This window comes from Streptosporangium sp. LJ11 (assembly GCF_051918945.1).
GTDB lineage: Bacteria > Actinomycetota > Actinomycetes > Streptosporangiales > Streptosporangiaceae > Streptosporangium.
In genome coordinates this window covers 44,712-69,041 of record NZ_JBPXMB010000022.1, presented here as the reverse complement: position 1 = coordinate 69,041, position 24,330 = coordinate 44,712, and the positions used below count along the sequence as shown (strand labels likewise).

At 70.7% G+C, this 24,330-nt stretch carries 24 protein-coding genes; 16 read left to right on the top strand and 8 right to left on the bottom strand.

Annotation, left to right across the window (positions count from 1 at the left end; genetic code table 11):
* Positions 1 to 148: 148 nt before the first annotated feature.
* The 6 genes from ACTOQ3_RS29600 (at position 149) to ACTOQ3_RS29575 (ending at position 6,353) form a co-directional block, all read left to right on the top strand.
* Entirely contained in the window at positions 149 to 958 is an 810-nt protein-coding gene (locus ACTOQ3_RS29600) for a sugar phosphate isomerase/epimerase family protein (protein WP_440086723.1), read from the top strand.
* On the top strand, positions 955 to 1,623 hold the full coding sequence (locus ACTOQ3_RS29595) for a TetR/AcrR family transcriptional regulator (RefSeq protein WP_440086721.1): 669 nt from the start codon (positions 955 to 957) through the stop codon (positions 1,621 to 1,623). Before ACTOQ3_RS29600 ends, ACTOQ3_RS29595 begins: the two co-directional genes overlap by 4 nt.
* Before the next feature lie 243 nt (positions 1,624 to 1,866).
* Positions 1,867 to 4,017: a (Fe-S)-binding protein gene (locus ACTOQ3_RS29590; RefSeq protein ID WP_440086720.1), complete on the top strand. Its 2,151-nt coding sequence runs from the start codon at positions 1,867 to 1,869 to the stop codon at positions 4,015 to 4,017.
* Positions 4,018 to 4,185: 168 nt separating this feature from the next.
* Entirely contained in the window at positions 4,186 to 4,980 is a 795-nt protein-coding gene (locus ACTOQ3_RS29585; RefSeq protein ID WP_440086831.1) for a hypothetical protein, read from the top strand.
* On the top strand, positions 4,977 to 6,053 hold the full coding sequence (locus ACTOQ3_RS29580) for a glycosyltransferase (RefSeq protein ID WP_440086719.1): 1,077 nt from the start codon (positions 4,977 to 4,979) through the stop codon (positions 6,051 to 6,053). Before ACTOQ3_RS29585 ends, ACTOQ3_RS29580 begins: the two co-directional genes overlap by 4 nt.
* Before the next feature lie 18 nt (positions 6,054 to 6,071).
* The gene (locus ACTOQ3_RS29575) at positions 6,072 to 6,353 is read left to right on the top strand and encodes a metal-sensitive transcriptional regulator (protein WP_440086718.1); all 282 of its coding nucleotides are present in this window, start codon (positions 6,072 to 6,074) and stop codon (positions 6,351 to 6,353) included.
* Between the two features lie 947 nt (positions 6,354 to 7,300).
* Here the strand turns inward: ACTOQ3_RS29575 and ACTOQ3_RS29570 are convergent.
* Positions 7,301 to 8,641 carry a hypothetical protein gene (locus ACTOQ3_RS29570; RefSeq protein ID WP_440086716.1) on the bottom strand — a complete coding sequence of 447 codons (1,341 nt, stop codon included), beginning with the start codon at positions 8,639 to 8,641 and terminating at the stop codon, positions 7,301 to 7,303.
* Positions 8,642 to 8,906: 265 nt separating this feature from the next.
* Positions 8,907 to 9,449 (bottom strand): gamma carbonic anhydrase family protein, encoded by a 543-nt coding sequence (locus ACTOQ3_RS29565; RefSeq protein WP_440071334.1) that lies wholly within the window; start codon positions 9,447 to 9,449, stop codon positions 8,907 to 8,909.
* A 140-nt stretch (positions 9,450 to 9,589) separates the two neighbouring features.
* Here ACTOQ3_RS29565 and ACTOQ3_RS29560 point away from each other — a divergent pair, with 140 nt between their 5' ends.
* On the top strand, positions 9,590 to 10,903 hold the full coding sequence (locus ACTOQ3_RS29560) for a hypothetical protein (RefSeq protein ID WP_440086715.1): 1,314 nt from the start codon (positions 9,590 to 9,592) through the stop codon (positions 10,901 to 10,903).
* Positions 10,904 to 11,090: 187 nt separating this feature from the next.
* On the opposite strand, the gene ACTOQ3_RS29555 is transcribed toward ACTOQ3_RS29560, so the two are convergent.
* From ACTOQ3_RS29555 to ACTOQ3_RS29535, 5 genes are all read right to left on the bottom strand, one after another.
* Positions 11,091 to 11,321 (bottom strand): hypothetical protein, encoded by a 231-nt coding sequence (locus tag ACTOQ3_RS29555; RefSeq protein WP_440086714.1) that lies wholly within the window; start codon positions 11,319 to 11,321, stop codon positions 11,091 to 11,093.
* Positions 11,322 to 11,447: 126 nt separating this feature from the next.
* The gene (locus ACTOQ3_RS29550; RefSeq protein ID WP_440086713.1) at positions 11,448 to 12,200 is read right to left on the bottom strand and encodes a GntR family transcriptional regulator; all 753 of its coding nucleotides are present in this window, start codon (positions 12,198 to 12,200) and stop codon (positions 11,448 to 11,450) included.
* A 150-nt stretch (positions 12,201 to 12,350) separates the two neighbouring features.
* Positions 12,351 to 12,902, bottom strand: coding sequence for a VanZ family protein (locus ACTOQ3_RS29545; protein WP_440086711.1), 552 nt, complete (start codon positions 12,900 to 12,902; stop codon positions 12,351 to 12,353).
* Positions 12,903 to 13,129: 227 nt separating this feature from the next.
* The gene (locus ACTOQ3_RS29540) at positions 13,130 to 13,843 is read right to left on the bottom strand and encodes a dienelactone hydrolase family protein (RefSeq protein ID WP_440086709.1); all 714 of its coding nucleotides are present in this window, start codon (positions 13,841 to 13,843) and stop codon (positions 13,130 to 13,132) included.
* Positions 13,844 to 13,971: 128 nt separating this feature from the next.
* Positions 13,972 to 14,730 (bottom strand): IclR family transcriptional regulator, encoded by a 759-nt coding sequence (locus tag ACTOQ3_RS29535; protein WP_362695205.1) that lies wholly within the window; start codon positions 14,728 to 14,730, stop codon positions 13,972 to 13,974.
* 74 nt (positions 14,731 to 14,804) lie between these two features.
* Between ACTOQ3_RS29535 and ACTOQ3_RS29530 the strand changes: the two genes are divergently transcribed.
* The 9 genes from ACTOQ3_RS29530 to kynU all read left to right on the top strand — a co-directional run bounded on the left by ACTOQ3_RS29530 (position 14,805) and on the right by kynU (position 23,255).
* Complete coding sequence (locus ACTOQ3_RS29530; protein ID WP_440086708.1) at positions 14,805 to 16,259, top strand: 2-hydroxymuconic semialdehyde dehydrogenase; 1,455 nt, start codon at positions 14,805 to 14,807, stop codon at positions 16,257 to 16,259.
* Positions 16,252 to 17,049, top strand: a complete 798-nt coding sequence (locus ACTOQ3_RS29525; protein ID WP_440086707.1) for a 2-keto-4-pentenoate hydratase — start codon at positions 16,252 to 16,254, stop codon at positions 17,047 to 17,049. The genes ACTOQ3_RS29530 and ACTOQ3_RS29525 overlap by 8 nt, the downstream gene beginning before the upstream one ends.
* A 76-nt stretch (positions 17,050 to 17,125) precedes the next feature.
* Positions 17,126 to 18,118: an acetaldehyde dehydrogenase (acetylating) gene (locus ACTOQ3_RS29520; protein ID WP_440086706.1), complete on the top strand. Its 993-nt coding sequence runs from the start codon at positions 17,126 to 17,128 to the stop codon at positions 18,116 to 18,118.
* Complete coding sequence (gene dmpG / locus ACTOQ3_RS29515; protein WP_440086705.1) at positions 18,115 to 19,203, top strand: 4-hydroxy-2-oxovalerate aldolase; 1,089 nt, start codon at positions 18,115 to 18,117, stop codon at positions 19,201 to 19,203. Before ACTOQ3_RS29520 ends, dmpG begins: the two co-directional genes overlap by 4 nt.
* Complete coding sequence (locus ACTOQ3_RS29510; protein ID WP_440086704.1) at positions 19,200 to 20,039, top strand: 2-keto-4-pentenoate hydratase; 840 nt, start codon at positions 19,200 to 19,202, stop codon at positions 20,037 to 20,039. Before dmpG ends, ACTOQ3_RS29510 begins: the two co-directional genes overlap by 4 nt.
* A complete protein-coding gene (locus tag ACTOQ3_RS29505; protein ID WP_440086703.1) occupies positions 20,036 to 20,458 on the top strand; it encodes a RidA family protein in 423 nt (140 codons plus the stop codon). The genes ACTOQ3_RS29510 and ACTOQ3_RS29505 overlap by 4 nt, the downstream gene beginning before the upstream one ends.
* Positions 20,455 to 20,970 carry a 3-hydroxyanthranilate 3,4-dioxygenase gene (locus ACTOQ3_RS29500; RefSeq protein ID WP_440086702.1) on the top strand — a complete coding sequence of 172 codons (516 nt, stop codon included), beginning with the start codon at positions 20,455 to 20,457 and terminating at the stop codon, positions 20,968 to 20,970. Before ACTOQ3_RS29505 ends, ACTOQ3_RS29500 begins: the two co-directional genes overlap by 4 nt.
* A gap of 3 nt (positions 20,971 to 20,973) precedes the next feature.
* Positions 20,974 to 22,008, top strand: a complete 1,035-nt coding sequence (locus ACTOQ3_RS29495) for an amidohydrolase family protein (protein ID WP_440086701.1) — start codon at positions 20,974 to 20,976, stop codon at positions 22,006 to 22,008.
* Positions 22,009 to 22,022: 14 nt separating this feature from the next.
* Entirely contained in the window at positions 22,023 to 23,255 is a 1,233-nt protein-coding gene (gene kynU / locus ACTOQ3_RS29490; RefSeq protein ID WP_440086700.1) for a kynureninase, read from the top strand.
* Between the two features lie 88 nt (positions 23,256 to 23,343).
* Here kynU and ACTOQ3_RS29485 read toward each other — a convergent pair whose 3' ends face one another.
* Positions 23,344 to 24,222: a hypothetical protein gene (locus ACTOQ3_RS29485; RefSeq protein ID WP_440086699.1), complete on the bottom strand. Its 879-nt coding sequence runs from the start codon at positions 24,220 to 24,222 to the stop codon at positions 23,344 to 23,346.
* Positions 24,223 to 24,330 lie beyond the last annotated feature (108 nt).

Sequence of the window (24,330 nt, the reverse complement as noted above, 5' to 3'; positions counted from 1 at the left end):
GGTGTGATCTCGGCCGCGTCGGTGGTGGCGGACAGCACTGCTCTCCGGACCCGCTTAGGCTGGCAAAGGTGAGCGACTTGAGCGAGGGGGCCGGTCGGCCCGGCGGTGTTCGCGAGTGTGCGCTCCGAGCCGGAGACGAGGAAGCGGTATGAGCGTCCGTGTATCCAGCGCGAAGATCGCGCTGTCCACAGCGTCGGTGTATCCCGAACGCACTCCCGACGCCTTCGAGCTGGCCGCGCGCCTGGGGTACGACGGTGTGGAGATCATGGTGGGCGCCGACCCCGTGAGCCAGGACGTCGACGTCCTGGAGCGGTTGTCGGACCACTACCAGCTGCCGATCCTGGCCATCCACGCGCCGTGCCTGCTGGTGACGCAGCGCGTGTGGGGCAAGGACCCGTGGGCCAAGCTCCAGCGCGCGCAGCGCGCCGCCGAGCGGGTCGGCGCCAGGACGGTCGTGGTGCACCCCCCGTTCCGCTGGCAGCGCGACTACGCGCGCGACTTCGAGATCGGCCTGGCCAGGATGCGTGAGGAGACCGACGTGGTCTTCGCGGTGGAGAACATGTTCCCGCTGAAGGCCAGGGGCAACGAGGTCGTCCCCTACGCGCCCGACTGGAACCCGGTCGACTACGACTTCCCGCAGGTCACGCTGGACCTGTCGCACACGGCGGTGTCCGGCTCCGACGCCCTGGAGATGTTCACCAAGCTCGGTGACCGGCTCGCCCACCTGCACCTGGCCGACGGCCTGGGGGTGCCGAACAAGGACGAGCACCTGGTTCCCGGGCGGGGCGGCCAGCCGTGCGCGCCGATCCTGGAGCGGATGGCGGGCAACGGATACTCCGGGCTGGTCGTGCTGGAGATCAACACGCGTAAGGCGACCAGCCGCTCCGAGCGGATCGACGACCTCGCGGAGGCGCTGGCCTTCGCACGGCTGCACCTCACGGCCTCCACCCCCGCATGAGCGAGCCCGCCGCGAGCACTCCGCCCGGGAACGGGAACGGGTCCGGAACCGGGAACGGGTCCGGGAGCGGATCCGCCGCGGAGGCCAGGAGGCGTCCCGGGCGCAGGCCGGGGTCGGCCGACACGCGGGGGCAGATCCTCGCGGCGGCGCGCGAGACCTTCGCGGAGAAGGGGTTCGACAAGGCGACCATCCGGGGCATCGCCCGGCAGGCGGGGGTGGACCCGGCGCTGGTCCACCACTACTTCTCCGGCAAGGAGGGGATGTTCGTCGAGGCGATGGATCTGCCGATCACCCCCGACGTCGTCCTCTCGGCGGTCATGGCGGGGCCCCGCGAGCAGGCCGGTGAGCGGCTGGTCCGGCTCATCCTGACGATCATCGCGGACGCCGGGGCGCGCCAGCCGGTACTGGCGCTGGTCCGCACCGCGATGACCAACGAGCAGATGGTCGTCACGATCCGCGAGTTCCTCGGCCAGGCGCTCCTCGGCCGGGTGGGGGAGGCTCTGGGCGTCCCGCCGATCCGGATGGAGGCGGCGTTCGCGCAGATGTTCGGCGTGGTCCTGGTGCGCTACGTCCTCAAGCTGGAGCCGCTGGCCTCGGTGGACATCGAGGACCTGGTGAAACTGCTCACACCCACGATCCAGGGCTACCTCGGCCCGCCCGAATAGCCCTTCCCGCTCGTCCGTGTGACCTTCCCGTCACGTCCCGCGGCTCTCCCCGGTCACTTCGATGCCGTCCGGAGGCGTACAGAGCATTGTTCTGGGAACGGTGTTGACCATAGGGTGACCACGGTCGCCGCGGGTCCCGGTACGAAGCGAAGTTACTCGTCGGTAGGATTTGTGGAGACCCCTTGTCATCGTGGATGACCGGCGGTCGTACGCTGGCAGCCAACGCCGTCTGTGGGAGGACCCGTGCTCTGGGTAGCGATCATCGGGCTGGTCATGACAGCCGTCGCGGTCGCGCTTGCCGCGCGCCGCGTGTTGTTCCTGTACAAGCTCGCCACCGTCGGGCCCGCCGCGCCCGAGCGCGTCGCGTACGCCAGGACTCACCTGGGTGAGGAGATCAAGGCCCAGCTGGTCGAGGTCTTCGGGCAGCGGAAGCTGCTGAAGTGGACGGCGTCGGGCGTCGCGCACTTCTTCGTCATGTGGGCGTTCTTCATCCTGGTGACCGTCTATCTGGAGGCGTACGGCGCGTTGATCCAGGGGGCCGTCACCGGCACCCCCGACTTCCACATCCCGCTCGTCGGGACGTGGGCGATCCTGGGCTTCCTGCAGGACTTCATCGCGGTCGCGGCCCTGCTCGGCCTTCTCGCCTTCGCGATCATCAGGATCAAGAACTCGCCGAAGAAGCTGGGCCGCAGGTCCCGCTTCTCCGGGTCGCACCTCGGCGGTGCCTGGCTCGTCCTCTTCATGATCTTCAACGTGATCTGGACGATGTTCCTCTTCCGCGGCGCCGCCGCCAACACCGGCAACCTGCCGTACGCCTCGGGGGCGTTCGCCTCCGACGCGGCGGCCGCCCTGCTGCGCCCGCTGGGGGCCTCGGCCAACGAGACGCTCGAACACGTCGGTCTGCTCCTGCACATCGGCGTCATGCTGGTGTTCCTCGTGATCGTGGTGAACTCCAAGCACCTGCACATCTTCACCGCGCCGCTGAACGTGGCGTTCTCCAGGCGTCCCGACGGCAACGGCCCGGCCCAGCCGATGCGGATCGACGGCAAGGTCGTCGACTTCGAGGACGAGGAGCTCGACGGCGACAGGCTCGGCCGGGGCAAGATCGAGGACACCACCTGGAAGGGCTTCCTCGACTTCTACACCTGCACCGAGTGCGGACGCTGCCAGGACCAGTGCCCGGCCTGGAACACCGACAAGCCGCTGTCGCCGAAGATGCTGATCCTGGAGCAGCGCGACCACGCGTTCAAGGTCGCGCCGTACCTGATGGCGACCCAGGAGGAGCGCGCGGGCCTCCACGAGGACGTGCTGGCCCTGCTGGAGAAGCCGCTGGTCGGCGAGGACGGCGTCATCCACCCCGACGTGCTGTGGTCCTGCACCAACTGCGGCGCCTGCGTCGAGCAGTGCCCGGTCGACATCGAGCACATCGACCACATCCTCGACATGCGCCGCTACCAGGCGATGGTGGAGTCCAACTTCCCGTCCGAGGCCGGCGTCATGGTCAAGAACCTGGAGAACAAGGGCAACCCGTGGGGGATGCCCGAGACGAAGCGGGCCGACTGGATCGAGGAGCTGGCCGGTCGCGAGGTCGACCCCATCGAGATCACGCTCGTGGACGAGAAGATGCCCGACGACACCGAGTACCTCTTCTGGGTCGGCTGCGCCGGGGCCCTGGAGGACCGGGCGAAGAAGACCACCAAGGCGGTCGCGGAGCTGCTGCACGTCGCGGGCGTCACGTTCGCGGTGCTCGGCCCGATGGAGGCGTGCACCGGTGACCCGGCCCGCCGCCTGGGCATGGAGTATCTCTTCGACATGCTGGCCAAGCAGAACATCGAGACCCTGAACGAGGCCGGGGTCAAGAAGATCGTCGCGACCTGCCCGCACTGCTTCAACACCCTCGCCAACGAGTATCCCCAGCTCGGCGGCACCTACGAGGTGGTGCACCACACCCAGCTGCTGGCCAAGCTCGTGGACGAGGGCAGGCTGGTCCCGGTCACGCCGATCGAGGAGAAGATCACCTACCACGACCCGTGCTTCCTCGGACGCCACAACAAGGTTTACTCCCAGCCCCGAGACATCATGGCCAAGGTGCCCGGGGTGAAGACCCAGGAGATGCACCGCCACAAGGACCGCGGCTTCTGCTGCGGCGCGGGCGGCGCGCGGATGTGGATGGAGGAGCGGCTCGGCAAGCGCATCAACACCGAGCGCGTGGACGAGGCGCTGACCACCGAGCCGGACACCATCTCCACGGCCTGCCCGTTCTGCCTGGTCATGCTCGGTGACTCGATCAACGAGAAGAAGAACTCGGGTGAGGCCAAGGAGACGCTTGAGGTCGTCGACGTCTCCCAGCTGCTGATCAAGTCGATCAAGGGCCGGCCCGTCGAGGCGTCCTGACATCCGGTCGGTGACCGGTCAGAGGGGACATCTTCCCGATGTTCCCTCTGACATGCGGTCAAGTCATCGGGAAAAGGATGTCAGGTCCGAAAACCTTTCTCCACATAACGGGAAAATCACGGTAACCTCAACGTCGCGTAGCTCATTCAACGGGGAGGGGGCTTGACGATGCCCGTCGTCGTCAGCGATGCCGAGGTTACCCTGGCCGATGTTCTCTCACTTCGGCTGGCCGTCGACGAACCTCTGGCCGACGGCACCGAACTGGTCCTGCGTAACCGGGCCACCTCGGTCGAGAGCCGGGTGCCGCTGGGCACGCCGGGCGTACGGATGCGCGAGGCGGAGCTGGCGGTCTCGCTCGCGCCCCTCGAACTCGGTCCCGGCCGCTGGGACACCTACCTGCAACAGGGTGCGGCGCGCACGCGGCTGCGCAGTGTCGATCCCGGATTCTCCCTCGACCACCTCGACGCGTACGCGCTGAGCCGCAGAACGCTGGCCTACCGCGCCTACCGGACCCGCAACGGCTTCCTCGCCCTGAAGGTCGACGACGCCCAGCCGGCGGCGGAGGTCCGTTCCGTCTGGTTCAGGGAGGGGCGCTTCGAGGTCACCGGGCTGCTGGCCTTCACCGGCCTCGACGACGACGAGGCGCGGCACGAGGCGAAGCTCGCCCTGCGCCGCAGCCGGCCCGACGCGGAGCTGACCTCCGTTGCAACGGTCCAGGGGGTGCGTTTCCACGCCGCGCTCTCGCTGTGCGACGTACTCGCCGCCGCCCCCGACCAGACAGGCACCTGGGAACCCTCGCTGGAGGTACGCGGCGTGGCCACGCCGCTGCGGCTGGGTTCCCGGCTGGACGACGTCGACGGCAAGCGCCGCCGCCTGCACTATCCCGCCACGCAGATCGACGGCGTGCCGATCCGGCCCTGCTACACGGCGGACGACGAGCTCAGGATCGAGGTCGGCGGGTGAGGATCTGCCTTCTCACCCCCTCCGTCTACGGCATGCGCGGTGACGTCCGCTCGATCGTCAACCTCGCGGGGGAGCTGGCAGAACGTCACGAGGTCGAGATCATCAGCGTCCGCCGCCACCGGGAGAAACCGTTCTTCCCGGTGGCGTCCGGTGTGAGGCTCTCCTGGGTGGTCGACGCCCAGCCGGGGGTCAGATACCTGCTCCCGCGGGGCCAGATGCGCACCGAGGTCGCCCTCTGGCGGCGGCTGCGCGGGCTGCGGACCGACGTGCTCATCAGCACCCGGCCGGGGCTGAGCGTCCAGGTGGCCAGGCACGCGCCGCGCGACGTCACGCGGATCGCCCGCGAGTGGGGCCGGCCGCCGGTGCCCGGGCCGATCAGGAAGTTCTACCCGCGCCTGGACGCGGTCGCCGCCGCCACCGAGACGAGCCGGCAGGAGTGGGACCACCTGCTCGGCGGGAACGTCCCGGTCGGCGTGATCCCGGACGCGCTGCCCGCCGGGCCGTGGCCGCGCTCGCGGATGGACAACCGCATCGTCGCCGCGGGAGGGCGTCTGGTGCCGGTGAAGGCCCACGACCGGCTGATCCGCGCGTTCGCCGTCGTCGCGGGCAAGCGCCCCGACTGGCGGCTGCGCCTGTACGGCGGGGGCCCCGAGGAGAAGCGCCTGCGCGCCCTGGTCGGCGACCTCGATCTGCACAACCACGTCTACTTCATGGGGACGACCTCCGACCTGACCGGCGAGTTCGCCAAGGCGTCGATCGTGGCGACGACCTCCAGGACGGAGGTGCTCGGGATGACCGTGATCGAGGCGATGGCCAGCGGGGTGCCGGTGATCGCGTTCGACGGCCCCCGGGGACCGGGCGAGTTCGTGGCCGACGGGCGGAACGGGGTGCTGGTCGCCGAGGGGGAGGACGAGATCGAGGCGTACGCGTCCGCGCTGCTCGCGCTCATCGACGACGAGGGACGGCGCAGGGGGCTGGCCGCGGGCGCCCTGGAGGTCGCGGCGGACCACGACGCGTCCTCGGTGGCCGACCGCTGGGAGAAACTGATCGCGGCCACGTCCCGCCGTGCCTGACACCGGTACCGTTGGGACATGCATGGGTACAGCGGTGACAAGCAGGCTTATCTGACTCGGTTGCGGCGCGTCGAGGGACAGATCAGGGGTCTGCAGCGGATGGTCGAAGAGGATGCCTACTGCATCGACGTGCTGACCCAGGTCTCGGCCGCCACGCGGGCGCTCCAGGCGGTGGCGCTGGGCCTGCTGGAGGACCACATCGGGCACTGCGTCGCCGACGCCGTCAACGCCGGAGGGCCGGAGGCTCAGGAGAAGGTCAAGGAGGCGTCGGCCGCGATCGCCCGTCTCGTCCGTTCGTGACTAGTCACATGACTATCTTTTCCGACCACGTCCCGGACCCCGTTGGAGGGTCCGGGACCAGGTCTTGGAAACGGTTCTTCCCGAGGCTTCAGCAAACAGCCGAAGCGCTCAATCCGAGCGCGTTGTCGAGCTCCACCAAGGTGAGGGGCCGTTCGCTGATCGCGACGGCGGACAGCACCTCGGCATAGAGCGCGATCTCGTCCAACGCGACACGGTCGTGGACCCTAGAGTCCAGGTCGTCGTGCCCCACCGCGTCGTCCTTCCTTCCGCAGCCCACACCCACTTCGAGGTTACGGCGGGCGGACATCGGTGCCCATGGCCCATCGGGACCATTCCTCGCCCCGCCCGGCACATCCTCAAGGAGGATCATTTCCCGTTTAGGAGATCACAATTCAGCTAATTGTCTGATGCGTAGGGGGCTAGAAGGATATAGGGAGAGTAAGGATGAAATAACTGTATTTGTGGTTTAGGCATACCGGTGCGTGTCAGAAGTGACGGGGGTTGGAAGCAGTTGGTGGTGGAGCATGTATCAGTATGCGTGAGTGATCTTGAAAGAGTGGGTTAAGGCGCAGGGTGTCCACCCGATCACCGCTTACCGGTGGGATCGGGAAGGCGCCTGGCCCGTGCCCACCCGTAAGGTCGGACGGCTGATCCTGGCCGCAGACGTCGATCCCGTCGCCTCGCACGACGCAACCACCATGGGGTAGGCCTGCGTCTCTTCGGCGGAGGCGTCTTCATCGACCTGCCCGTCTCCACCGACCCCACCTCGGCGGTCGCGCTCGCGGCCGACGCCGCCCAGAGTCGCGGGGAGACGGTAAACGCCCGTGGAGGAGTGGTAAGACCCGGCACCTGTGCCGGGCGCGCACCGGCGAAACGGGAACCCCGGAAACGGGGAACGCTCCGGCGCAAGCCGGAAGCTGCCTGAGAGCGCGCTTACCAAAGCGCACTCACAAGCAACGGTAAGTCCCCGATACTCCGGGGACGGGATCGTCGCGCTCGTGCGTCAGCCGGTGCACGACCGCGGAGGCCGTCGGAAATCCCCGCTCCGGTATCTCGGTTCCCGTGAGGCGGCACCACGCAAGCCCGGTGGCGTAGGCGGCGCCGAGCAGGGCCGCCGCCGCGGCACGGTCCGGCGGGTGGAGCGCCGCGGGCAGCTCTCCGGAACGCGGCCAGCACCCCCGCAGCGGGTGCGAGGCGTCGGTGAGCACCACGTGGAGGATGTGCCGCAGCTCGGGATCCAGCCACGGGTAGACACCGTCGGCCGCCCTGGGCGCGACGTCCGACAGATCGGCGGCGAGCAGCGAGGCGGCCACCGCCCGGGGGTCGGCGCCCATCGGGGCGAGGAAGCCCAGCGCCTGGACCAGGTCGTAGACCGCGTGCTGGAAGTACTCGCCGGGCGAGGTGTCGGGCAGCGTCAGGTGGGGCGGGCAGCGCGAGAGCCACGCGTGCCGTACGGCCTCGTCCCCCTGGTGGGCCACGGCGGGATCCCGGCAGGCCCGGCGCAGCAACGGCTCGACCATGGACAGCAGGGCGTCGGCCCTCGGCCTGAACCTCGGGTCCTCACGCACCACGGTGGCGGTGTCGGCCATCAACGCGACCAGCCGCAGGCCCGCCTCCGGGTGCCCGGCCCTGACCCGCTCGCCGTACAGCGCGACCAGGTCGCCCAGCGAGGTGGGCGGCAGCCAGCGGACCCACTCGTCGCCGGGCAGCGGGCGGGCCAGGAACTCCCCGAACATCGACAGCAGCACCTCGTTGCCGTCGAAGGCGGGGGCGTAGGCGCACCACATGAGCGTGCCCCAGATCGCGGCGACGGGACTGGCCACCTCCCGGGCGAAGAGCTCGGCGAACGGCCCGGTGATCGGGAAGTCCTCCCTGCGCCTGCCGCGCTGGGCGACCAGCAGCTCGCGGACCCGCTCGGTGATCTCGTACGGCACGTCGGGGCCGACGAACCCCTGGACCGATCCCCGGTCGGCGACGAGGTCGGCGCCGGTCGGCACCAGGTGCGGCAAGATCATCGAGGTGGCGTGGACCACGTGCGCCGCGGCGCGGAAGTCCCGGTCGGCGGGGGGAGCGGTCAGGTACCAGCGGCCGTCGGCGGCATCCTGCCGGTACCACCGGGCGTGGGCGCCGAACAGCCAGCGCCCGCCGTCCGGGGTGGCCAGCGTGCGCTGCGCGATGGCCTGGGCGCGCGCGAGCGGCGGCAGCGCCACCCACCGGTGGTCGGCGACCATGGTCCGCACGTCGTTCTCGATGGCGTCGAACCCGTCCCACTGCCACATGCCGGTCATCGGCATTCCGGGGCGAGGGCCCCTGGCCTGCGCCACGGGCGGGATGCCCCTGCCTCCCTTCGGTCAAGGTCGTGCCAGGCCCCGAGATCCCCCGATGGGGCCTGGCACGATCGTAAGGCCCTCCCCGCCGCCGCGTCGGGGCCGTGCGGTCGCGGTCCGGGGCCGGAAGATCCCGGAACGCCCGGACACCTGGGCGTCCGGGGCTTCGGATCCTCAGGCGTCCGGGTGCCGAGGTCGTTCAGGTCGTTCAGTTCGTCCAGGCCGCTCAGGCCGGTGGGAGGACGGTCGCGGCCCGGTGGCGGGCCGCCTTGGCGATGTAGCCGGCCGGTGTACGGGCGAACGAGTCGCGGTCGTCGTCGGTGAGCTCACGGACGATCTTCCCGGGGACGCCCGCGACGAGCACCCCCGCCGGGATCCGCTTTCCCGGCCCCACCAGGGCGCCCGCCGCGATCAGCGATCCCGCGCCGATCCTGGCGCCGCCGAGCACGATCGCGCCGATGCCCACGAGCGCGCCGGTCTCCACGTGTGCCCCGTGCACCATGGCCTTGTGCCCGAGGCTCACCCGGGGCTCCAGCACGGCCGGCTCGCCCGGGTCGGCGTGCAGGCAGCACAGGTCCTGGATGTTGCACTCCTCCCCGACCTCGACGTCCTCGTCCTCGCCGCGCAGGACCGAGCCGTACCAGACGTTCGCGGCACGGCCCAGCCGTACCCTCCCGACGACCACCGCTCCGGGGGCGATGTAGGCGTCCGGATGGATCCGCGGGATCGCGTCGCCGTCGAGGGCGGCGATGTAGGGCGTGGCGTTCATGATGACGATGGTACGAGGGGGTGATCTGTCCGGTATTTCCGCAAGCAGGTCGGGCGTTCCGGTTGCGGACTTGGGCAGTAAGCAGGAAAGTCGTCTCCTGACGTCTCCTTTCCCGCCACACAACCTCCACGGGCAGTGCCATGACAAACCAGCACGACAGCTTTCCCGACCTGATGCACGAGGACTCGTTCGAGGTCGCCCTGCGCGGCTACAGCCGTCGTCAGGTTCACGAATACATGGACCGCCACCGCCACCAGATCCGCGACTTGGAGGAGCGGCTCGCGCGGGCGATCGACCAGGCCGAGCAGGGCCGGATCGAGCTGGCCGAGGCCCGCAGGAGGCTCTCCGACGCCCCGCAGGACTACGACGAACTCGGCCAGAGGCTCAGCCAGATCCTGAAACTCGGCGAGGAGGAGGCCACCTCCAAGAAGCAGGTCGCCGAGGCGGAGGCGATCAAGCTCCGTGACGACGCGGCCGCGGAGGCCGAGCGGCTGATCAACTCCGCGCGGGGCCGGGCCGAGGGCATTCTGAACGCCGCGCAGCAGGAGGCCGAGCGCCGGGTCGCCGAGGCCACCGCCGCCGCCGAGCAGATGCTCGCCCAGGCCGGTAACGACGCCGAGGAGACGCTCAACGCGGCCCGTACCGAGTCCGAGGAGACCCTGCGCGGCGCCCGAACCGAGGCTGACCGGATGGTCACCTCGGCGAGGAACGAGGCCGAGCGGACGGTCCAGGAGGCCCGCGCCGAGGCGGACGCCACCCTGAGCGCCGCCGGCGCCGAGGCGGAGGCGACCGTCCGCGCCGCCAACACCGACGCGCACTCCACCCTGTCGACGGCCCAGCAGCGCGCCGCCGCCCTGGACGAGACCACCGGTCGCCGGGTCGTCTATCTCACCGACACCCACCACGAGGTCATGCGCCGCCTGCACGAGATGAGCTCCGTCCTGGGAGACCTGCTCCACCGCGAGGCCGCGGCCGGAGCCCTGATCGACGAGGGCTCCGTGCTGCCCCCGGCTCGCGTCCAGCCCGCGCCGGCCGCCCCCGCCCTCGGTCCCGGTGCCGATTCCAGTCCCGCTCCCGCTCCCGGTTCCGGTCCCGCCGAGGCTCCGGACGGCTCCCAGGGCGCGCCCGGCGCGGCGGACACCGTCGCGCACGACGGCGCCAGGACGCCCTCGGGACAGACCGGACCCGCCCGGCACGCCGGATCCGAGGACGCGCCCGAGGGCGTGCGGGACGACGCCGGGTTCGACGACTCGCCCGATCTGGAGTCCGTACGGGTGATCGTGGACGACGAGGTCCCCGCCGGGGGCGCGGACGAGCGGCACGGCCGGGACGACGACCGTTTCGACGAGATGCATGTCGAGGTGGTCGGCGACGACGACGTCGCCGACGACGACGGGCCGGCGGCGGGGAAGGCCGGGAAGGACGAGGAGAAGTACGCCACCCCCAGGAAGTAGGGGATCCCGCCCCCGGAGACCGTGAAGCGGGTTCGTGCGGCAGGGGAGACGCTACGCGTCACGGGTGGCGGGAGTGGTCCGAAGATCAAGCGGAAGCCCCCGCCCCCGATAGGGTCGGGGGCTTCCGCGATTGGGGGCCCGGCGCCGGGACCGCATCGGATCCGCTCATCCCGGCACCGGGCGGTCTTCAGGTGTCCGCTCCCGGCTCCGTGCCGCGGGAACGTTCCCGCTGGTCGAGTAGCTGCTCGCGCAGCCCTTCCGGATCGTCCGCATCGATGGTCATCGCGCAGCCGACATCGCGCTGGGCGGAGGTCAGCGGGTGGTGGCGAGTGGCCCACCACCTGCCCGCGTCGCTCCGCCAGATCGTCCAGTCGGGGAACTCCCGGGCGATTTCAGCGAGATGCCGGTCGAAAGACATCTGTGCACCTTCCCCGCGCCCAGGCCCGTCTTTGCGACGTTCCACCTCTGACGGTGAGGCACTTCTCTAGAGAAATCAATGATCGCAGGGGACAGGTCAACCTATCGGTTGACGGATGGCCTTGATCTATGAGTCGAAGTCGTACTGAAGTACGTAAGATGCGGCGTCGAGGACCATCTCGTTGACCTCGACGGCGACGCCGTCGGCGGTGCGGGCGACCCGGGCGATCACGATGACCGGGGTGCCCGCGGGCAGGTCAAGCTGGACGGTCTCATGGGGATGGGGCATGCGGGCCCTGATCTCCTCGGTGAAGTGCACCGGGGCGTGGCCGAGCTCGCCGAGGCGCGCGTAGACGCCTCCCGGGCCCGTGTCCTCTCTCGTGATCGCGGTTCCCTCCACCAGGGCGGCGGGGAAATGGGAGACCGACAGCTGGACCGGCCGCTCGTCCACCGAGTAGCGCCGCCTGCGGACCCACACCTCGGGACTGCCCAGCACCCGGGCCACGGCGTCCTCGGCGGTCTCCCGGTCGATGTCCACCTCGTCCACGGTGTAGGGGCGCCCCCTGGTGTCGGAGTCCCAGATGGCCTCGCCGCGCCCCCAGTGGTCACGGGAGAGTCGCCGGGAGCCGTGCCGCCTGATGGGGCGGAACTGCCTGACGTACACCCCTGAGCCGCGTTTGGGGACGGCCAGTCCTTCGTTGATTAGTACGGACAGGGCCTGCCTGGCGGTGGCACGGGCTATGCCGTGCGTCGCCATCAGGGCGTTCTCGCCCGGAAGCCGATCCCCGTCTCGGAGATCACCGGACAGGATCGCTTCGCGAAGCCCGTCGGCGATGCGCCGATAGATCGGGGGCTCGGGAGGTACCGGGGACTGCTGCACGTTCGATCACCCTCTGTCACCAACCGGGTTTGGCGTCTCCAGAGAACTTGCCCCGCCTTGTCCACGATCGCACAGATACGGAGGTTGGTATCGTGCTTCTTTTGGGAGGATCGTGCCCGTGTGGCGATCTTAAAGAGTTTCTTCGGTCCGTTACCGTGGAACGGTCCCAGCCGGTATTCGGACGGCCCACCACCGGCGCGTGACGATCGTGGCCAGCACGGCCCCCGTCGCGTTGACGATCACGTCGTCGACGGAGCTCACCCGTCCCAGGCGCAGGGCGTACTGGAGGATCTCCACGGTGAGCGACGCCCCGGCCGCCACGGCCGCGATCCCGGCGAGTGACGCGAACCGCGCCGAACGCACCGGAAGCACCGGAAGCATGGCCCCGAGCGCGGCGAAGACCAGGAGATTCCCTCCGACCTGCACGAACGCCGCCTGTCCCGGTCCGTGGAGGGTCGCCCACAGGTCCGCGAACGGGACGAGACTGACGCCCGAGACCCCCACCCCGGGGGTGAGGATCATCCAGATCCAGGGTGCGGTCCCGGCCACCGCGACCACGTCGGCCAGGGCGGTGCGGGCGGGGAAGGGGTGACCGGCGCGGGCGCGGTGGAGGGTCAGCAGGCGGACGGCCACGACGACCGCGGGGACCGCGAGGAAGGCCGCCAGAACGATGTTCCCCCACTGCTGCCACGCCTGGTGCATGAGGCAATGATCAATGACGCGGCGCGCGGAGTCCCGCCGGACGGCCTTCGAGGTTACGAGAAGGTGACCTTCGAGCAAGGGTCGTTCGCACCCTCGGCAGCGGCGAGAAGGCGTCCGGAAGCGGGAGATCCGGGCGCGGGCGAGGCGGCGCATCCTCCCGGAAGGCCGGGCACTCAGGGCTGCGTCAGGGCAGTCTCAGAGCGGCATCGGAGCGGCCTGGGGCGGTCTCAGGGCAGAGAGGCCGGGGCGAGGTTGCGTCCGAGGAAGTGCACGGCCCGGTCCCAGGCGGCCCGCGCGGCCTCCGGGTCGTGGAACTGCGGGGCCTTGTGGTTGTGGAAGGCGTGCCCGGCCTCCTCGGCGACGTACACCTCGACGTTCGACCGTCCGGCCGCGGCCTTCTCCACCATGGAGACCCGCTCTCGAGGGATGTAGGGATCGGAACCGCCGAACACGAGCAGCAGCGGGCAGGTGATCTTCTCCAGCATGCCGGCCGCGTCGGGTACGGCGGATCCGTAGAACGACAGGACCGCGTCCACCTCGACCGTGGCCGCGAGCAGGTAGCCGATCGAGCCGCCCAGGCAGAATCCGACCACCCCGGCCCCGCCCTCCGCCTCGGGCAGCCCCCGCAGATGCGCCAGTGCCACTGCCGAGTCGGCCACCCCGTGGGGAACGTCGAACGTGGAGGCCATCTCGATCGACAGGGCCGTTCCGGCGTCGTCGTGGTCGGACACCCAGTTGGGCCGGATCCGCCAGAACAGGTCGGGGGCGCCGACGACGTACCCGAGCGCGGCCAGGTCCTCGGCCACCTTCCTGATGTACGGCCCCACCCCGTAGATCTCCTGGACCAGCAGGACGACCGGACCCCGGCCGGCCGGGGGCAACCACAGATGCAGGTCGAACGAGCCGTCGGCGACGGTGACCGTCTCGGTGCGAGCTTCCACGTGTTCCTCCTGCTGACGTATGGCGACCGGCTGATGTGCGGCGACGGACGGGTGGTGAGACGAGCGAGCAGTGAATCGCATACCCGTCGAACGCGGACAGATGTGCGGGCGGGCGTACGGCCTGCCCGTCAGATGGTTCTGGCCAGGGCGCGGGAGATGCCCAGCGCGGCGGCCTTGACGGCCGGGGCCAGCCGGGTGGGCTGGAAGCGGGCCAGCGGCACCGAGACGGACAGCGCGGCCACGGCCACGCCGTCGCCGAACACCGGGGCCGCGATGCAGGCGCCGCCCAGCTGCGCCTCCTCCCGCTCGTAGGCCAGCCCCGCCGCCTGGATCTGGCCGATCGCCTCCTCCAGGCGGCGGGGGTCGACGATCGAGTGCGGGGTCAACCGGCGCAGCGGGCGGCCGAGGACCTCGTCGATCAGGTCGGGCCCGGAGTAGGCCAGCAGGGCCTTGCCGATCCCGGTGCAGGTCAGCGGGAGGCGCCCGCCGACACGTGAGGGCAGCGCGAAGGTCTCCTGGCCGCGGATCTTCTCGACGTAGACGACGTCGAGGCCGTCGCGCACGCCCAGGTGGACGGTCTCGTGGGTCGCCTCGTAAAGGTCGTGCATGAAGGGCAGCGCCGCGTGTCTCAGGTCGCGCTCCAGGGGCACGATGCTTCCGAGCTCGAAGAGGCGGCGGCCGAGATAGTAGCCGTCCGGCCGGCGGGTGACCGCGCCGATCGAGGTCAGTTCGGTGAGCAGCCGGAAGGCGGTGGTCTTGGGCAGGTGGCAGCGCTCGGCGACGTCGGCCAGGCGCAGCGGTCCTCCCGTGGGACGGAACGCGTCGAGTACGAGCCAGGATTTCTCCAGCACGGACAGCCGGTCGGGGTTCCGTTTCACGGAACGCATTCTTGCCTACGGGCCACTCACGGCTCTATACCCGTACATAGTGACCTTAAGGAGTACGTCACCGAGGAGCAGTCTTGTCTGACCAGGTGAACCACTTCATCGGTGGGGTGCCGGTCGCCGAGGGCGCGACGTTCAGCACCCATGACCCGGTGACCGGCCTGCCGGTGCGCGAGGTCCGCGAGGCGGACCGGGAGATCGTCGGCAGGGCGGTGGCCGCCGCCCGCGCGGCCCTGCCCGCGTGGGCGGCGCTGCCGGTGGCGGAGCGCGCCGCCTGGATGCGCCGCCTCGCCGACGCGATCGAGGAGCGGTTCGAGGACCTGGTGGCGGCGGAGATCGCCGACACCGGCAAGTCGGTCACCCAGACCCGCACCCTGGACATCCCGCGCGGGGCCGCGAACTTCCGGTCGTTCGCCGAGATCGCGGCCCAGCACCCGGAGGACGCGTTCCACCTGACGGACGTGCTGAGCTACACCGTCCGCAAGCCCCTCGGCGTGGTCGCGGTGATCGTGCCGTGGAACCTGCCGTTCCTGCTGGCGACCTGGAAGCTCGGTCCCGCACTCGTCGCGGGCAACACCGTCGTGGTCAAACCCTCGGAGCACACGCCGGGCTCGCTCGCGGTGCTCGCGGAGATCGCCGCGTCGATCGGCCTGCCCGCCGGCGTCCTCAACGTCGTGAACGGCTTCGGCGGCGGCTCCACCGGCCAGTTCCTGGTGGAGCACCCCGGCGTGGACGCGGTCACCTTCACCGGCGAGAGCCGTACCGGATCGACGATCATGAAGGCGGTCGCGGACCGGGTCAAACCCGTCTCGTTCGAGCTGGGCGGCAAGAACGCCGGGCTGGTCTTCGCCGACGCCGACCTGGACGCGGCCGTCGAGGGGAGCGTGCGGTCGGTCTTCACCAACGGCGGCCAGGTCTGCCTGTGCACCGAGCGGCTCTACGTGCAGCGGCCCGTCTTCGAGGAGTTCACCGCCCGGCTGGCCGCGCGCGCGGGGGAACTGCGGTTCGGCCGCCCCTCCGACGAGGACGCCACGATGATGCCGATGATCTCCGCCGAGCACCGGGACAAGGTGCTCTCCTACTACGAGCTGGCCAAGCACGAGGGCGCCGAGATCCGTGCCGGGGGCGGGGTGCCGCGCTTCGGCGACGACCGCGACGGCGGTTACTACGTCGAGCCGACCGTGCTGACCGGCCTGCCGCCCGGCTCGCGGGTGAACCGGGAGGAGATCTTCGGCCCGGTCTGCCACATCGCCCCCTTCGACACCGAGGCCGAGGCGGTCGGGCTGGCCAACGACAGCGAGTACGGCCTGGCGGCGACCGTCTGGACCTCCCACCTGAGCAGGGCCCACCGGGTCGCCAGGTCGCTGGAGGCCGGGCTGGTCTGGGTCAACACCTGGTACCTGCGTGACCTGCGCACCCCCTTCGGCGGGGTGAAGCTGTCCGGCATCGGCCGCGAGGGCGGTACGCGCTCGCTGGACTTCTACTCCGAGCCCACCACGATCACCATCAAGCTGGAGCCTGGACATGACTGAGTGGAGCGAGGCCACCGACGTGCACGCGGAGGCGGCCGACCGGCTGCTGGAGGCGGCCAGGAGCGGTAAGCCGTGCGCCCCGGTGCGCGAGACGCTGCCGAGCCGGAGCGCCGAGACCGGGTACGCCGTACAGGAGATCAACACCAGGCGGGCGCTGGACGAGGGCCGCAGGCTGGTCGGCAGGAAGATCGGGCTGACCTCCGCGGCGGTCCAGCGCCAGCTCGGCGTGGACCGGCCGGACTTCGGGATGCTCTTCGCCGACATGGCCTATCTCGACGGCCTGCCCGTGCCGACCGGCCGCTTCCTGCAGCCCAGGGTCGAGGCGGAGGTCGCGCTGGTCCTCAAGGACGACCTGGAGGGCGGCCCGTTCACGGTCGCCGACGTCATCCGGGCGGTCGACTTCGCGCTGCCGGCGATCGAGATCGTCGACAGCCGCATCGCGGGATGGGACATCACGCTCGTCGACACGATCGCCGACAACGCCTCCAGCGGCGCGTTCGTCCTCGGCAACACCCCGGTGAGCCTGCGCGGCCTGGACCTGCGCCTGGCCGGGATGACCATGAACCGGCGCGGCCAGGAGGTCTCCACCGGCGCGGGCGCGGCCTGCCTCGGGCATCCGCTCAACGCCGCGGTCTGGCTGGCCGACGCGCTGGGCGGCACGGACTTCCCGCTGCGCGCCGGGGACGTCGTGCTCACCGGCGCGCTCGGCCCGATGGTCGACGTCGAGCCGGGCGACGCCTTCGAGGCCCACATCGAGGGCCTCGGCTCGGTCAGGACGGTGTTCTCGTGACGGCCCACGCCGCGGGGGAAGGCGGTGTTCTCGTGACGGCTCGCACCGCGGGGTGCCTCGGGAAGGCGGTCCTCTCGTGAAAATCGCCATCATCGGTTCGGGGAACATCGGCACCGACCTGATGTTCAAGGCACTGCTGTCGGAGAAGGTCGAGGTCGTCGCGATGGCGGGCATCGACCCCGACTCCGACGGCCTGGCCCGCGCCCGCTCCAGGGGGATCGCCACCACCCACGAGGGCGTGGAGGGTCTGGTCGCGCTGCCCGGGTTCGCCGAGGTGGACGTCGTCCTCGACGCGACCTCCGCGGGCGCGCACCGGCACAACGACCGGGTGCTCCGGGCGCACGGCAAGCGCGTCATCGACCTCACCCCCGCCGCAATCGGCCCCTACGTGGTGCCCCCGGTCAACCTGGACGCCCACCTCGCCGAGCGGAACCTCAACATGGTCACCTGCGGCGGACAGGCCACCATCCCGATCGTCGCGGCGGTCGCCTCGCGGGTGCCCGTCCGGTACGCGGAGATCGTCGCCTCGATCTCCTCCCGGTCGGCGGGGCCCGGCACCCGGGCCAACATCGACGAGTTCACCGAGACCACCTCCCGGGCGATCGAGCGGGTCGGCGGGGCGGCGAGGGGCAAGGCGATCATCGTCCTCAACCCGGCCGAGCCGCCGCTGATCATGCGCGACACGGTCTACTGCCTGGTGGACGAGTGCGACGAGACGACCGTGGCGGAGGTGGCGGGCGCCGTGCTGGAGATGGTGGCGCGGGTCAACGACTACGTGCCCGGCTACCGGCTCAAGCAGGAGGTGCAGTTCGAGACGATCCCGGCCGGGGAGCCGCTGCCCGACGGCACCCGCGACGGCGGCGTCAAGGTGACCGTCTTCCTGGAGGTGGAGGGCGCCGTCCACTACCTGCCCGCCTACGCGGGCAACCTCGACATCATGACCTCCGCCGCGCTGCGCACGGCCGAGCGCCTGGCCGAGCCGCCGGACCGGGCCGTGGACGAGGGCCGTGCGGAGAACGCGAGCCGTTCGGGCCGGGCCGCCCGTACGGACGCGGAGGTGGGCGCGTGAAGCTGTACATGCAGGACGTGACACTACGGGACGGCATGCACGCCGTCCGGCACCGCTACACCGCCGCCCAGGCCGCCGAGATCGCCGCGGCCCTCGACGCCGCCGGGGTGGCGGCCATCGAGATCGCGCACGGCGACGGTCTCGCCGGGGGCAGCTTCAACTACGGCGCGGGCGCGCACACCGACGACGAGTGGATCGAGGCGGTCGCCGGGGTCGTGCGGCGGGCGAAGCTGACCACCCTGCTGCTGCCCGGCATCGGCACCATCCACGACCTCCGGCGTGCCCACGCCCTCGGCGTCACCTCGGTCAGGGTCGCCACCCACTGCACCGAGGCCGACATCTCCGCCCAGCACATCTCCACCGCGCGCGAGCTCGGGATGGACGTGGCCGGGTTCCTGATGATGTCCCACATGGCTCCGGCCGAGGAGCTGGCCCGGCAGGCCGCGCTCATGGAGTCGTACGGCGCCCACTGCGTCTACGTGACCGACTCCGGCGGCCGGTTGACCATGGACGGGGTCAGGGAGCGGGTCAGGGCCTACCGCTCGGTGCTCGGCGAGGGCACGGAGATCGGCATCCACGCCCACCACAACCTGGGTCTGGGCGTGGCCAACTCGGTCGTCGCGGTGGAGAACGGCACCTACCGGGTGGACGCCTCCCTCGCCGGGATGGGCGCGGGCGCGGGCAACTGCCCGATCGAGGTGTTCGCCGCGGTGGCCGACCTGATGGGCTGGGAGCACGGCTGCGACCTGCACGCCCTGATGGACGCGGCCGACGACCTGGTCAGGCCGCTGCAGGACCGGCCGGTCCGGGTGGACAGGGAGACGCTGACGCTCGGCTACGCGGGGGTCTACTCCAGCTTCCTGCGGCACGCCGAGGCGGCCTCGGCGCGGTACGGGGTCGACACCCGGACCATCCTGACCGAGGCGGGCCGCCGCCGGATGGTGGGCGGCCAGGAGGACATGATCGTGGACATCGCGCTGGACCTGGCGGGGGCGGGAGAGCAGCCGGACCCGGCGCGGGCGGAGGCGCGACCGGACCTGGCGGGGGAGCAGCCGGACCCGGCGCGAGAGGGGAGGCGGTCATGACCGACCTCCACAAGCTCGCCGCCGTCCTGGACGAGGCCGCCCGCACCGGTCACGCGGTGCCGAGGCCCGAGCAGGACTACGGGGTGGCCGACGCCTACCGGGTGCAGGAGGAGCTGATCCGGCTCCGCCTGGAGCGGGGGGACCGGCTCGCCGGGGTGAAGCTGGGCTTCACCAGCGAGGGCAAGCGCCGCCAGATGGGCGTGCGCGACGTCATCTTCGGCCGGATTCCGGAGTCGTCGGCCATCCTCGACGGTTCGTATGCCGATATGTCGATATATATCCATCCGAGAGTGGAGCCGGAGGTCGTCTACCTCGTCGGGCGGCGCATCGCGTCGCCGGGCGACGCGCTCGCGCCGGGCGCCATCGCGGCCGTCGCGACCGGCGTCGAGGTCATCGACTCGCGCTACGAGGACTTCAGGTTCTCGCTGCCCGACGTGATCGCCGACAACACCTCGGCCGCCGGGTACGCCGTCGGCCCCTGGCAGCCGTACGACCCGTCGCGCTGGAACCTGGGCGTCGTCCTGGAGATCGACGGGCGCGTGGTCCACGCCGGGTCGACCGGCGCGATCCTGGGCGACCCGCGCCGGGCCCTCGCGGAGGCCGCGCGCCTGGCCCTCCAGGCGGGGACGGTCCTGGAGCCGGGCTGGGTCCTCCTCGCCGGTGCCGCCACGCCCGCCGAGCCGCTCGTGCCCGGCGCGCGGGTACGGGCCGAGATCCAGCACCTGGGCTCGGTCTCGTTCACCGCCTCCGCACCGGAACCCGCTCCGGAGGTTCCAGGGGCTTCGAGGGCTTCGAGGGATTCGAGGGCTCCAGGGACTTCGGGGGAGGGATCATGAGCGACGGGCTCGTCGTCGCGGGGAAGGCCGCGCCGCGGGGCAGGTTCCCGCACGTCAAACGGGCGGGAGACTTCCTGTACGTGTCCGGGACCAGCTCGCGCCGGCCCGACAACACGATCGCCGGAGCCGAGGCCGACGAGTTCGGCACGGTGGCGCTCGACATCGCCGAGCAGACCAGGGCCGTGATAGAGAACATCGGCGACATCCTCCGGGCGGCCGGGGCCGACCTGAGCGATCTCGTGCAGATCACCACCTACCTGGTGAACATCAACGACTTCGGCGGGTACAACGCGGTCTACGCGGAGTACTTCGACGAGACCGGCCCGGCGCGCACCACCGTGGCCGTCCACCAACTGCCCCACCCGCACCTGCTCATCGAGATTCAGGCCGTGGCACACCGGCCGGAGGAGCGCCCGTGATCCCGCCCATCGACCTCACCACGTGGATCGACGAGCACGCCCACCTGCTCAAGCCACCGGTGGGCAACAAGATGGTCTTCGAGGACGCCGGCGACTTCATCGTCATGGTCGTCGGCGGCCCGAACGCGCGGACCGACTTCCACATCGACCCGTACGAGGAGCTCTTCTACCAGATCCGCGGCAACATGCACGTCAACGTGATGACCCCCGAGGGGCCGGAGACCGTGCACGTGCGCGAGGGCCAGATGTGGCTGCTCCCGGCGAACACGCCGCACTCGCCGCAGCGCCCCGAGGAGGGGTCGGTCGGCCTGGTGGTGGAGCGGATCAGGCCGGAGGGCGTGCTGGAGCGGTTCCTCTGGTACTGCCCTCGGTGCAGTGGCGTGGTCCACGAGGTCGAGCTGCAGGTCCGCGACATCGTGACCGACCTGCCGCCGATCTTCCAGGCGTTCTACGACGACGAGAAGGCGCGCACCTGCGAGAACTGCGGCACCGTCCACCCCGGCAGGGGATAGTCGTTGATCATCGACGTCCACACGCACCACGTCCCCAAGGGCTGGCCGGAGCTCGGCTGGCCGGGGGCGCCCCGGCTCAGGATCGACTCCGAGCGGGAGGCCGTGATCCTGCTCGGGGACCGGGAGTTCCGCCGGATCGCCGACGACTGCTGGAGTCCCTCGGTCCGCCTGGAGCGGATGGACGCCGACGGGGTGGACGTCCAGGTCGTCTCGCCGACGCCGGTCTTCTTCTCCTACGAGCGCCCGGCGGCCGAGGCCGTACGGGTCGCGAGGGTGTTCAACGACCTGGCGCTGGAGATCTGCGCCTCCGAGCGGCTGGTGCCGTTCTGCCAGGTGCCGCTCCAGGACCCCGACCTGGCCTGCGCCGAGCTGGACCGGTGCCTGGCCTCCGGCCACGCGGGCGTCGAGATCGGCAACCACGTCGGCGACCGCGACCTCGACGACGAGGGGGTCGTCCAGTTCCTCCAGCACTGCGCCTCGGTGGGCGCGCCCGTCTTCGTCCATCCCTGGGACATGGCGGGCGGCCCCCGGCTGGAGCGCTGGATGGCGCGGTGGCTGGTCGGCATGCCGGCCGAGACGCACCTGTCGGTGCTGGCCCTGATCCTGGGCGGAGTCCTCGACCGGGTGCCGGAGACGCTGCGCCTGTGCTTCGCGCACGGCGGCGGCTCGTTCGCCTTCTGGCTCGGCCGGTTCGAGAACGCCTGGCACCGCCGCAACGACCTGGTCGGGGTCTCGGAGTTCCCCCCGTCGCACTATCTCGACCGGTTCAGCGTGGACTCGGTCGTGTTCGACGAGCGGGCGCTGCGGCTGCTGGTCGACACGATGGGAGAGGACGGGGTGATGCTCGGCTCTGACTTCCCCTACCCGCTGGGCGAGTCGCCGGTGGGCTCGCTGATCCGCCGGGCGGGGTTCCTCTCCGACACCGCCCGCGCCAAGCTGCTCGGCGGCAACGCCACTCGTTTCCTCGGCCGCCAACCGGGGCGGAATGCCATGAAATCTGACATTGACGGCATTATGGGAGGGTTGCCAGGCGCCTAACCGGGAGACGATTCGTGGCCATCAGCCGTGCGGAGTGCATCGCGCTCGACGCCGCCGACCCCCTCAAGCACATCAGGGACGAGTTCGTCCTGCCCGACGGGACGATCTACCTGGTCGGCAACTCCCTCGGCGCCCCGCCGAAGACCGCGGCCGCGGCGGTGACGCGGACCGTGGAACAGGAGTGGGGAGGCCGCCTGGTCGGCGCCTGGAACACCTCCGGCTGGTTCGACCTGCCGCTGACCACGGGCGACCGACTCGCCCCGCTGATCGGCGCGGGCCCCGGCCAGGTGGCGGTGGGCGACAGCACCTCGATCTCCATCGTCAAGGCCGTGTCCGCCGCCCTGGGGCTGCGCCCCGGGCGCCGGGTCGTCATCTCGGACCTGGCCAACTTCCCCACCGACCGCTACGTGGTCGAGGGGCTGGCCGAGGCGCTGGGCGGCTACGAGATCCGCGACGTCACCGGCGTCGACGACCTCGCCGGCGCCCTCTCCGACGAGGTCGCGTGCGTGCTGCTGTCGGAGGTGGACTACCGGACCGGGGCCCGCCACGACACGGCCTCGGTCACCGCGCTGGTCCAGGCGGCGGGCGCGCTGATGATCTGGGACCTGTGCCACAGCGCCGGCGCCTACCAGGTGGACGTCTCGGCGGCCGACTTCGCGGTCGGCTGCACCTACAAGTATCTGAACGGCGGCCCGGGATCCCCGGCCTTCGTCTACGTCCACCCGCGCCACCAGGCCGAGGCGCGGCCCATGCTGACCGGCTGGCACGGCCACGCGGCGCCGTTCGCGTTCGAGCCCGGCTTCCGCCCCGCCGACGGCATCCGGCGCTTCACCGTGAGCACCCCGCACGTGATGTCCTTCGCCTCGCTCAACGCCTCGCTCGACATCTGGGAGCGCGTCGACCTGGCCGCCGTACGGGCCAAGAGCGTGGCGCTGGGATCGATCTTCATCGAGCTCGTCGAGGAGCTCTGCGCGCCGTACGGGCTGGAGCTGGTCTCGCCCCGCGACCCGGAGCGCAGGGGCAGCCAGGTCAGCTTCGGCCACCCCGACGGCTACCCGGTCATGCGCGCCCTGATCGACCGGGGCGTCCACGGCGACTTCCGGGCTCCCGACGTCCTCAGGTTCGGGTTCGCGCCGCTCTACATCCGTTTCGCGGACGTCCACGACGCTGCCGTGATCCTGACCGAGGTGCTGGAGAAGGAGCACTGGCGCGACGACCGCTACAACCACCGCCTCACCGTCACCTGAGATCACCGTCACCCGGGAGAAGGGGATCCCGCTGAGGGAAAGGCGTCCCGGCCGGGAGAAGGCGGGCGACGGCTGAGGGAAGCGGGCCTCAGCGCCTGCTCAGGCGGCGTCCCTTGTACATCGGGTGGTCGGTCTCCCAGTATCTCCAGCCCTCCACCCGCGCGGGGACGTTGGCCACTCCGGCGGCGATCTTGCGCACCCGGCAGCTGTAGATCTGCCGCCACGCCGAGAAGCCCACCCGGTAACCGAAAACGCGGTACCACATGTTTCCGTACTTGCCGTCGGTGATCTCCTGCACGTATTCGTGCCCGGTCTCGACGATGTACTCCTCGGCGAGCAACGGGTTCACCATGTTTCGCAACTGGCGGATCAGCTCGTCCCTGTCGATCTCGCCGATTCTTTCCCGCTCGATTTCCATCTCGGCGTACACGCGGTGCTGCCGGGTGACCGAAACCGTCATCGTGCCGCCGGGGCCGTCGATGAAGCGCGTACGGGGAACGAAGAAATTCCTCGGCCTGAAGGAGTGGAACCTGAAGAAGGACCTCGGCTTGCATTTCTTGCGCGCCTGCTCCAGAAGCGTGTGGCGGGGGCCGTCGTCATCGTCATCGTCATCGTCGGTGCCGAAGTCGGTGCCGGTGCCGGTGGTGGTCTCGCTGTTGGGACCGGTGTCGGTCTCGGAGTCGGTGTCGTCAGGGGCGGAATTGCTGGTGGAGGTGCTGGTGGAGGTGCTGGTCGACCTGACGGACGAGTCCGAGTCCGAGTTCGAGTCCGAGTCGGGTGGCGGGTCGCTGAGCGCGGACGCGGTGGCGGGTGAGGGGAGGGCGGGGGACGCGGGGGAAACGGGGGCGATGAGGGCCACGGAGAGGGATCCGGCCAGGGCCAGCATCGTCGGCCCTTTCGTCGGCCGGCGCCCCTTGTGCCGTTCACGCTTGGTCGCGGCACTTGTTTCAGGGGTGGGAGTGAGCATGGAGACACCATTCCCTTCAAGGCGTGGTCCGCGGCCGCGACCAATCCGCTGACCGAAAATACGGCTTTTGTCGGTACACCGAGCCACTCAGCGTGACAGTGATGATGC

Coding starts and splice junctions, on each gene's coding strand:
- ACTOQ3_RS29555 (WP_440086714.1), bottom strand. CDS start 11,321: ATGTCTTTCGACCGGCATCTCGCTGAAATCGCCCGGGAGTTCCCCGAC.
- ACTOQ3_RS29560 (WP_440086715.1), top strand. CDS start 9,590: ATGACAAACCAGCACGACAGCTTTCCCGACCTGATGCACGAGGACTCG.
- ACTOQ3_RS29510 (WP_440086704.1), top strand. CDS start 19,200: ATGACCGACCTCCACAAGCTCGCCGCCGTCCTGGACGAGGCCGCCCGC.
- ACTOQ3_RS29535 (WP_362695205.1), bottom strand. CDS start 14,730: ATGCGTTCCGTGAAACGGAACCCCGACCGGCTGTCCGTGCTGGAGAAA.
- ACTOQ3_RS29585 (WP_440086831.1), top strand. CDS start 4,186: ATGCCCGTCGTCGTCAGCGATGCCGAGGTTACCCTGGCCGATGTTCTC.
- ACTOQ3_RS29545 (WP_440086711.1), bottom strand. CDS start 12,902: ATGCACCAGGCGTGGCAGCAGTGGGGGAACATCGTTCTGGCGGCCTTC.
- ACTOQ3_RS29595 (WP_440086721.1), top strand. CDS start 955: ATGAGCGAGCCCGCCGCGAGCACTCCGCCCGGGAACGGGAACGGGTCC.
- ACTOQ3_RS29485 (WP_440086699.1), bottom strand. CDS start 24,222: ATGCTCACTCCCACCCCTGAAACAAGTGCCGCGACCAAGCGTGAACGG.
- ACTOQ3_RS29600 (WP_440086723.1), top strand. CDS start 149: ATGAGCGTCCGTGTATCCAGCGCGAAGATCGCGCTGTCCACAGCGTCG.
- ACTOQ3_RS29575 (WP_440086718.1), top strand. CDS start 6,072: ATGCATGGGTACAGCGGTGACAAGCAGGCTTATCTGACTCGGTTGCGG.
- ACTOQ3_RS29565 (WP_440071334.1), bottom strand. CDS start 9,449: ATGAACGCCACGCCCTACATCGCCGCCCTCGACGGCGACGCGATCCCG.
- ACTOQ3_RS29505 (WP_440086703.1), top strand. CDS start 20,036: ATGAGCGACGGGCTCGTCGTCGCGGGGAAGGCCGCGCCGCGGGGCAGG.
- ACTOQ3_RS29525 (WP_440086707.1), top strand. CDS start 16,252: ATGACTGAGTGGAGCGAGGCCACCGACGTGCACGCGGAGGCGGCCGAC.
- ACTOQ3_RS29570 (WP_440086716.1), bottom strand. CDS start 8,641: ATGACCGGCATGTGGCAGTGGGACGGGTTCGACGCCATCGAGAACGAC.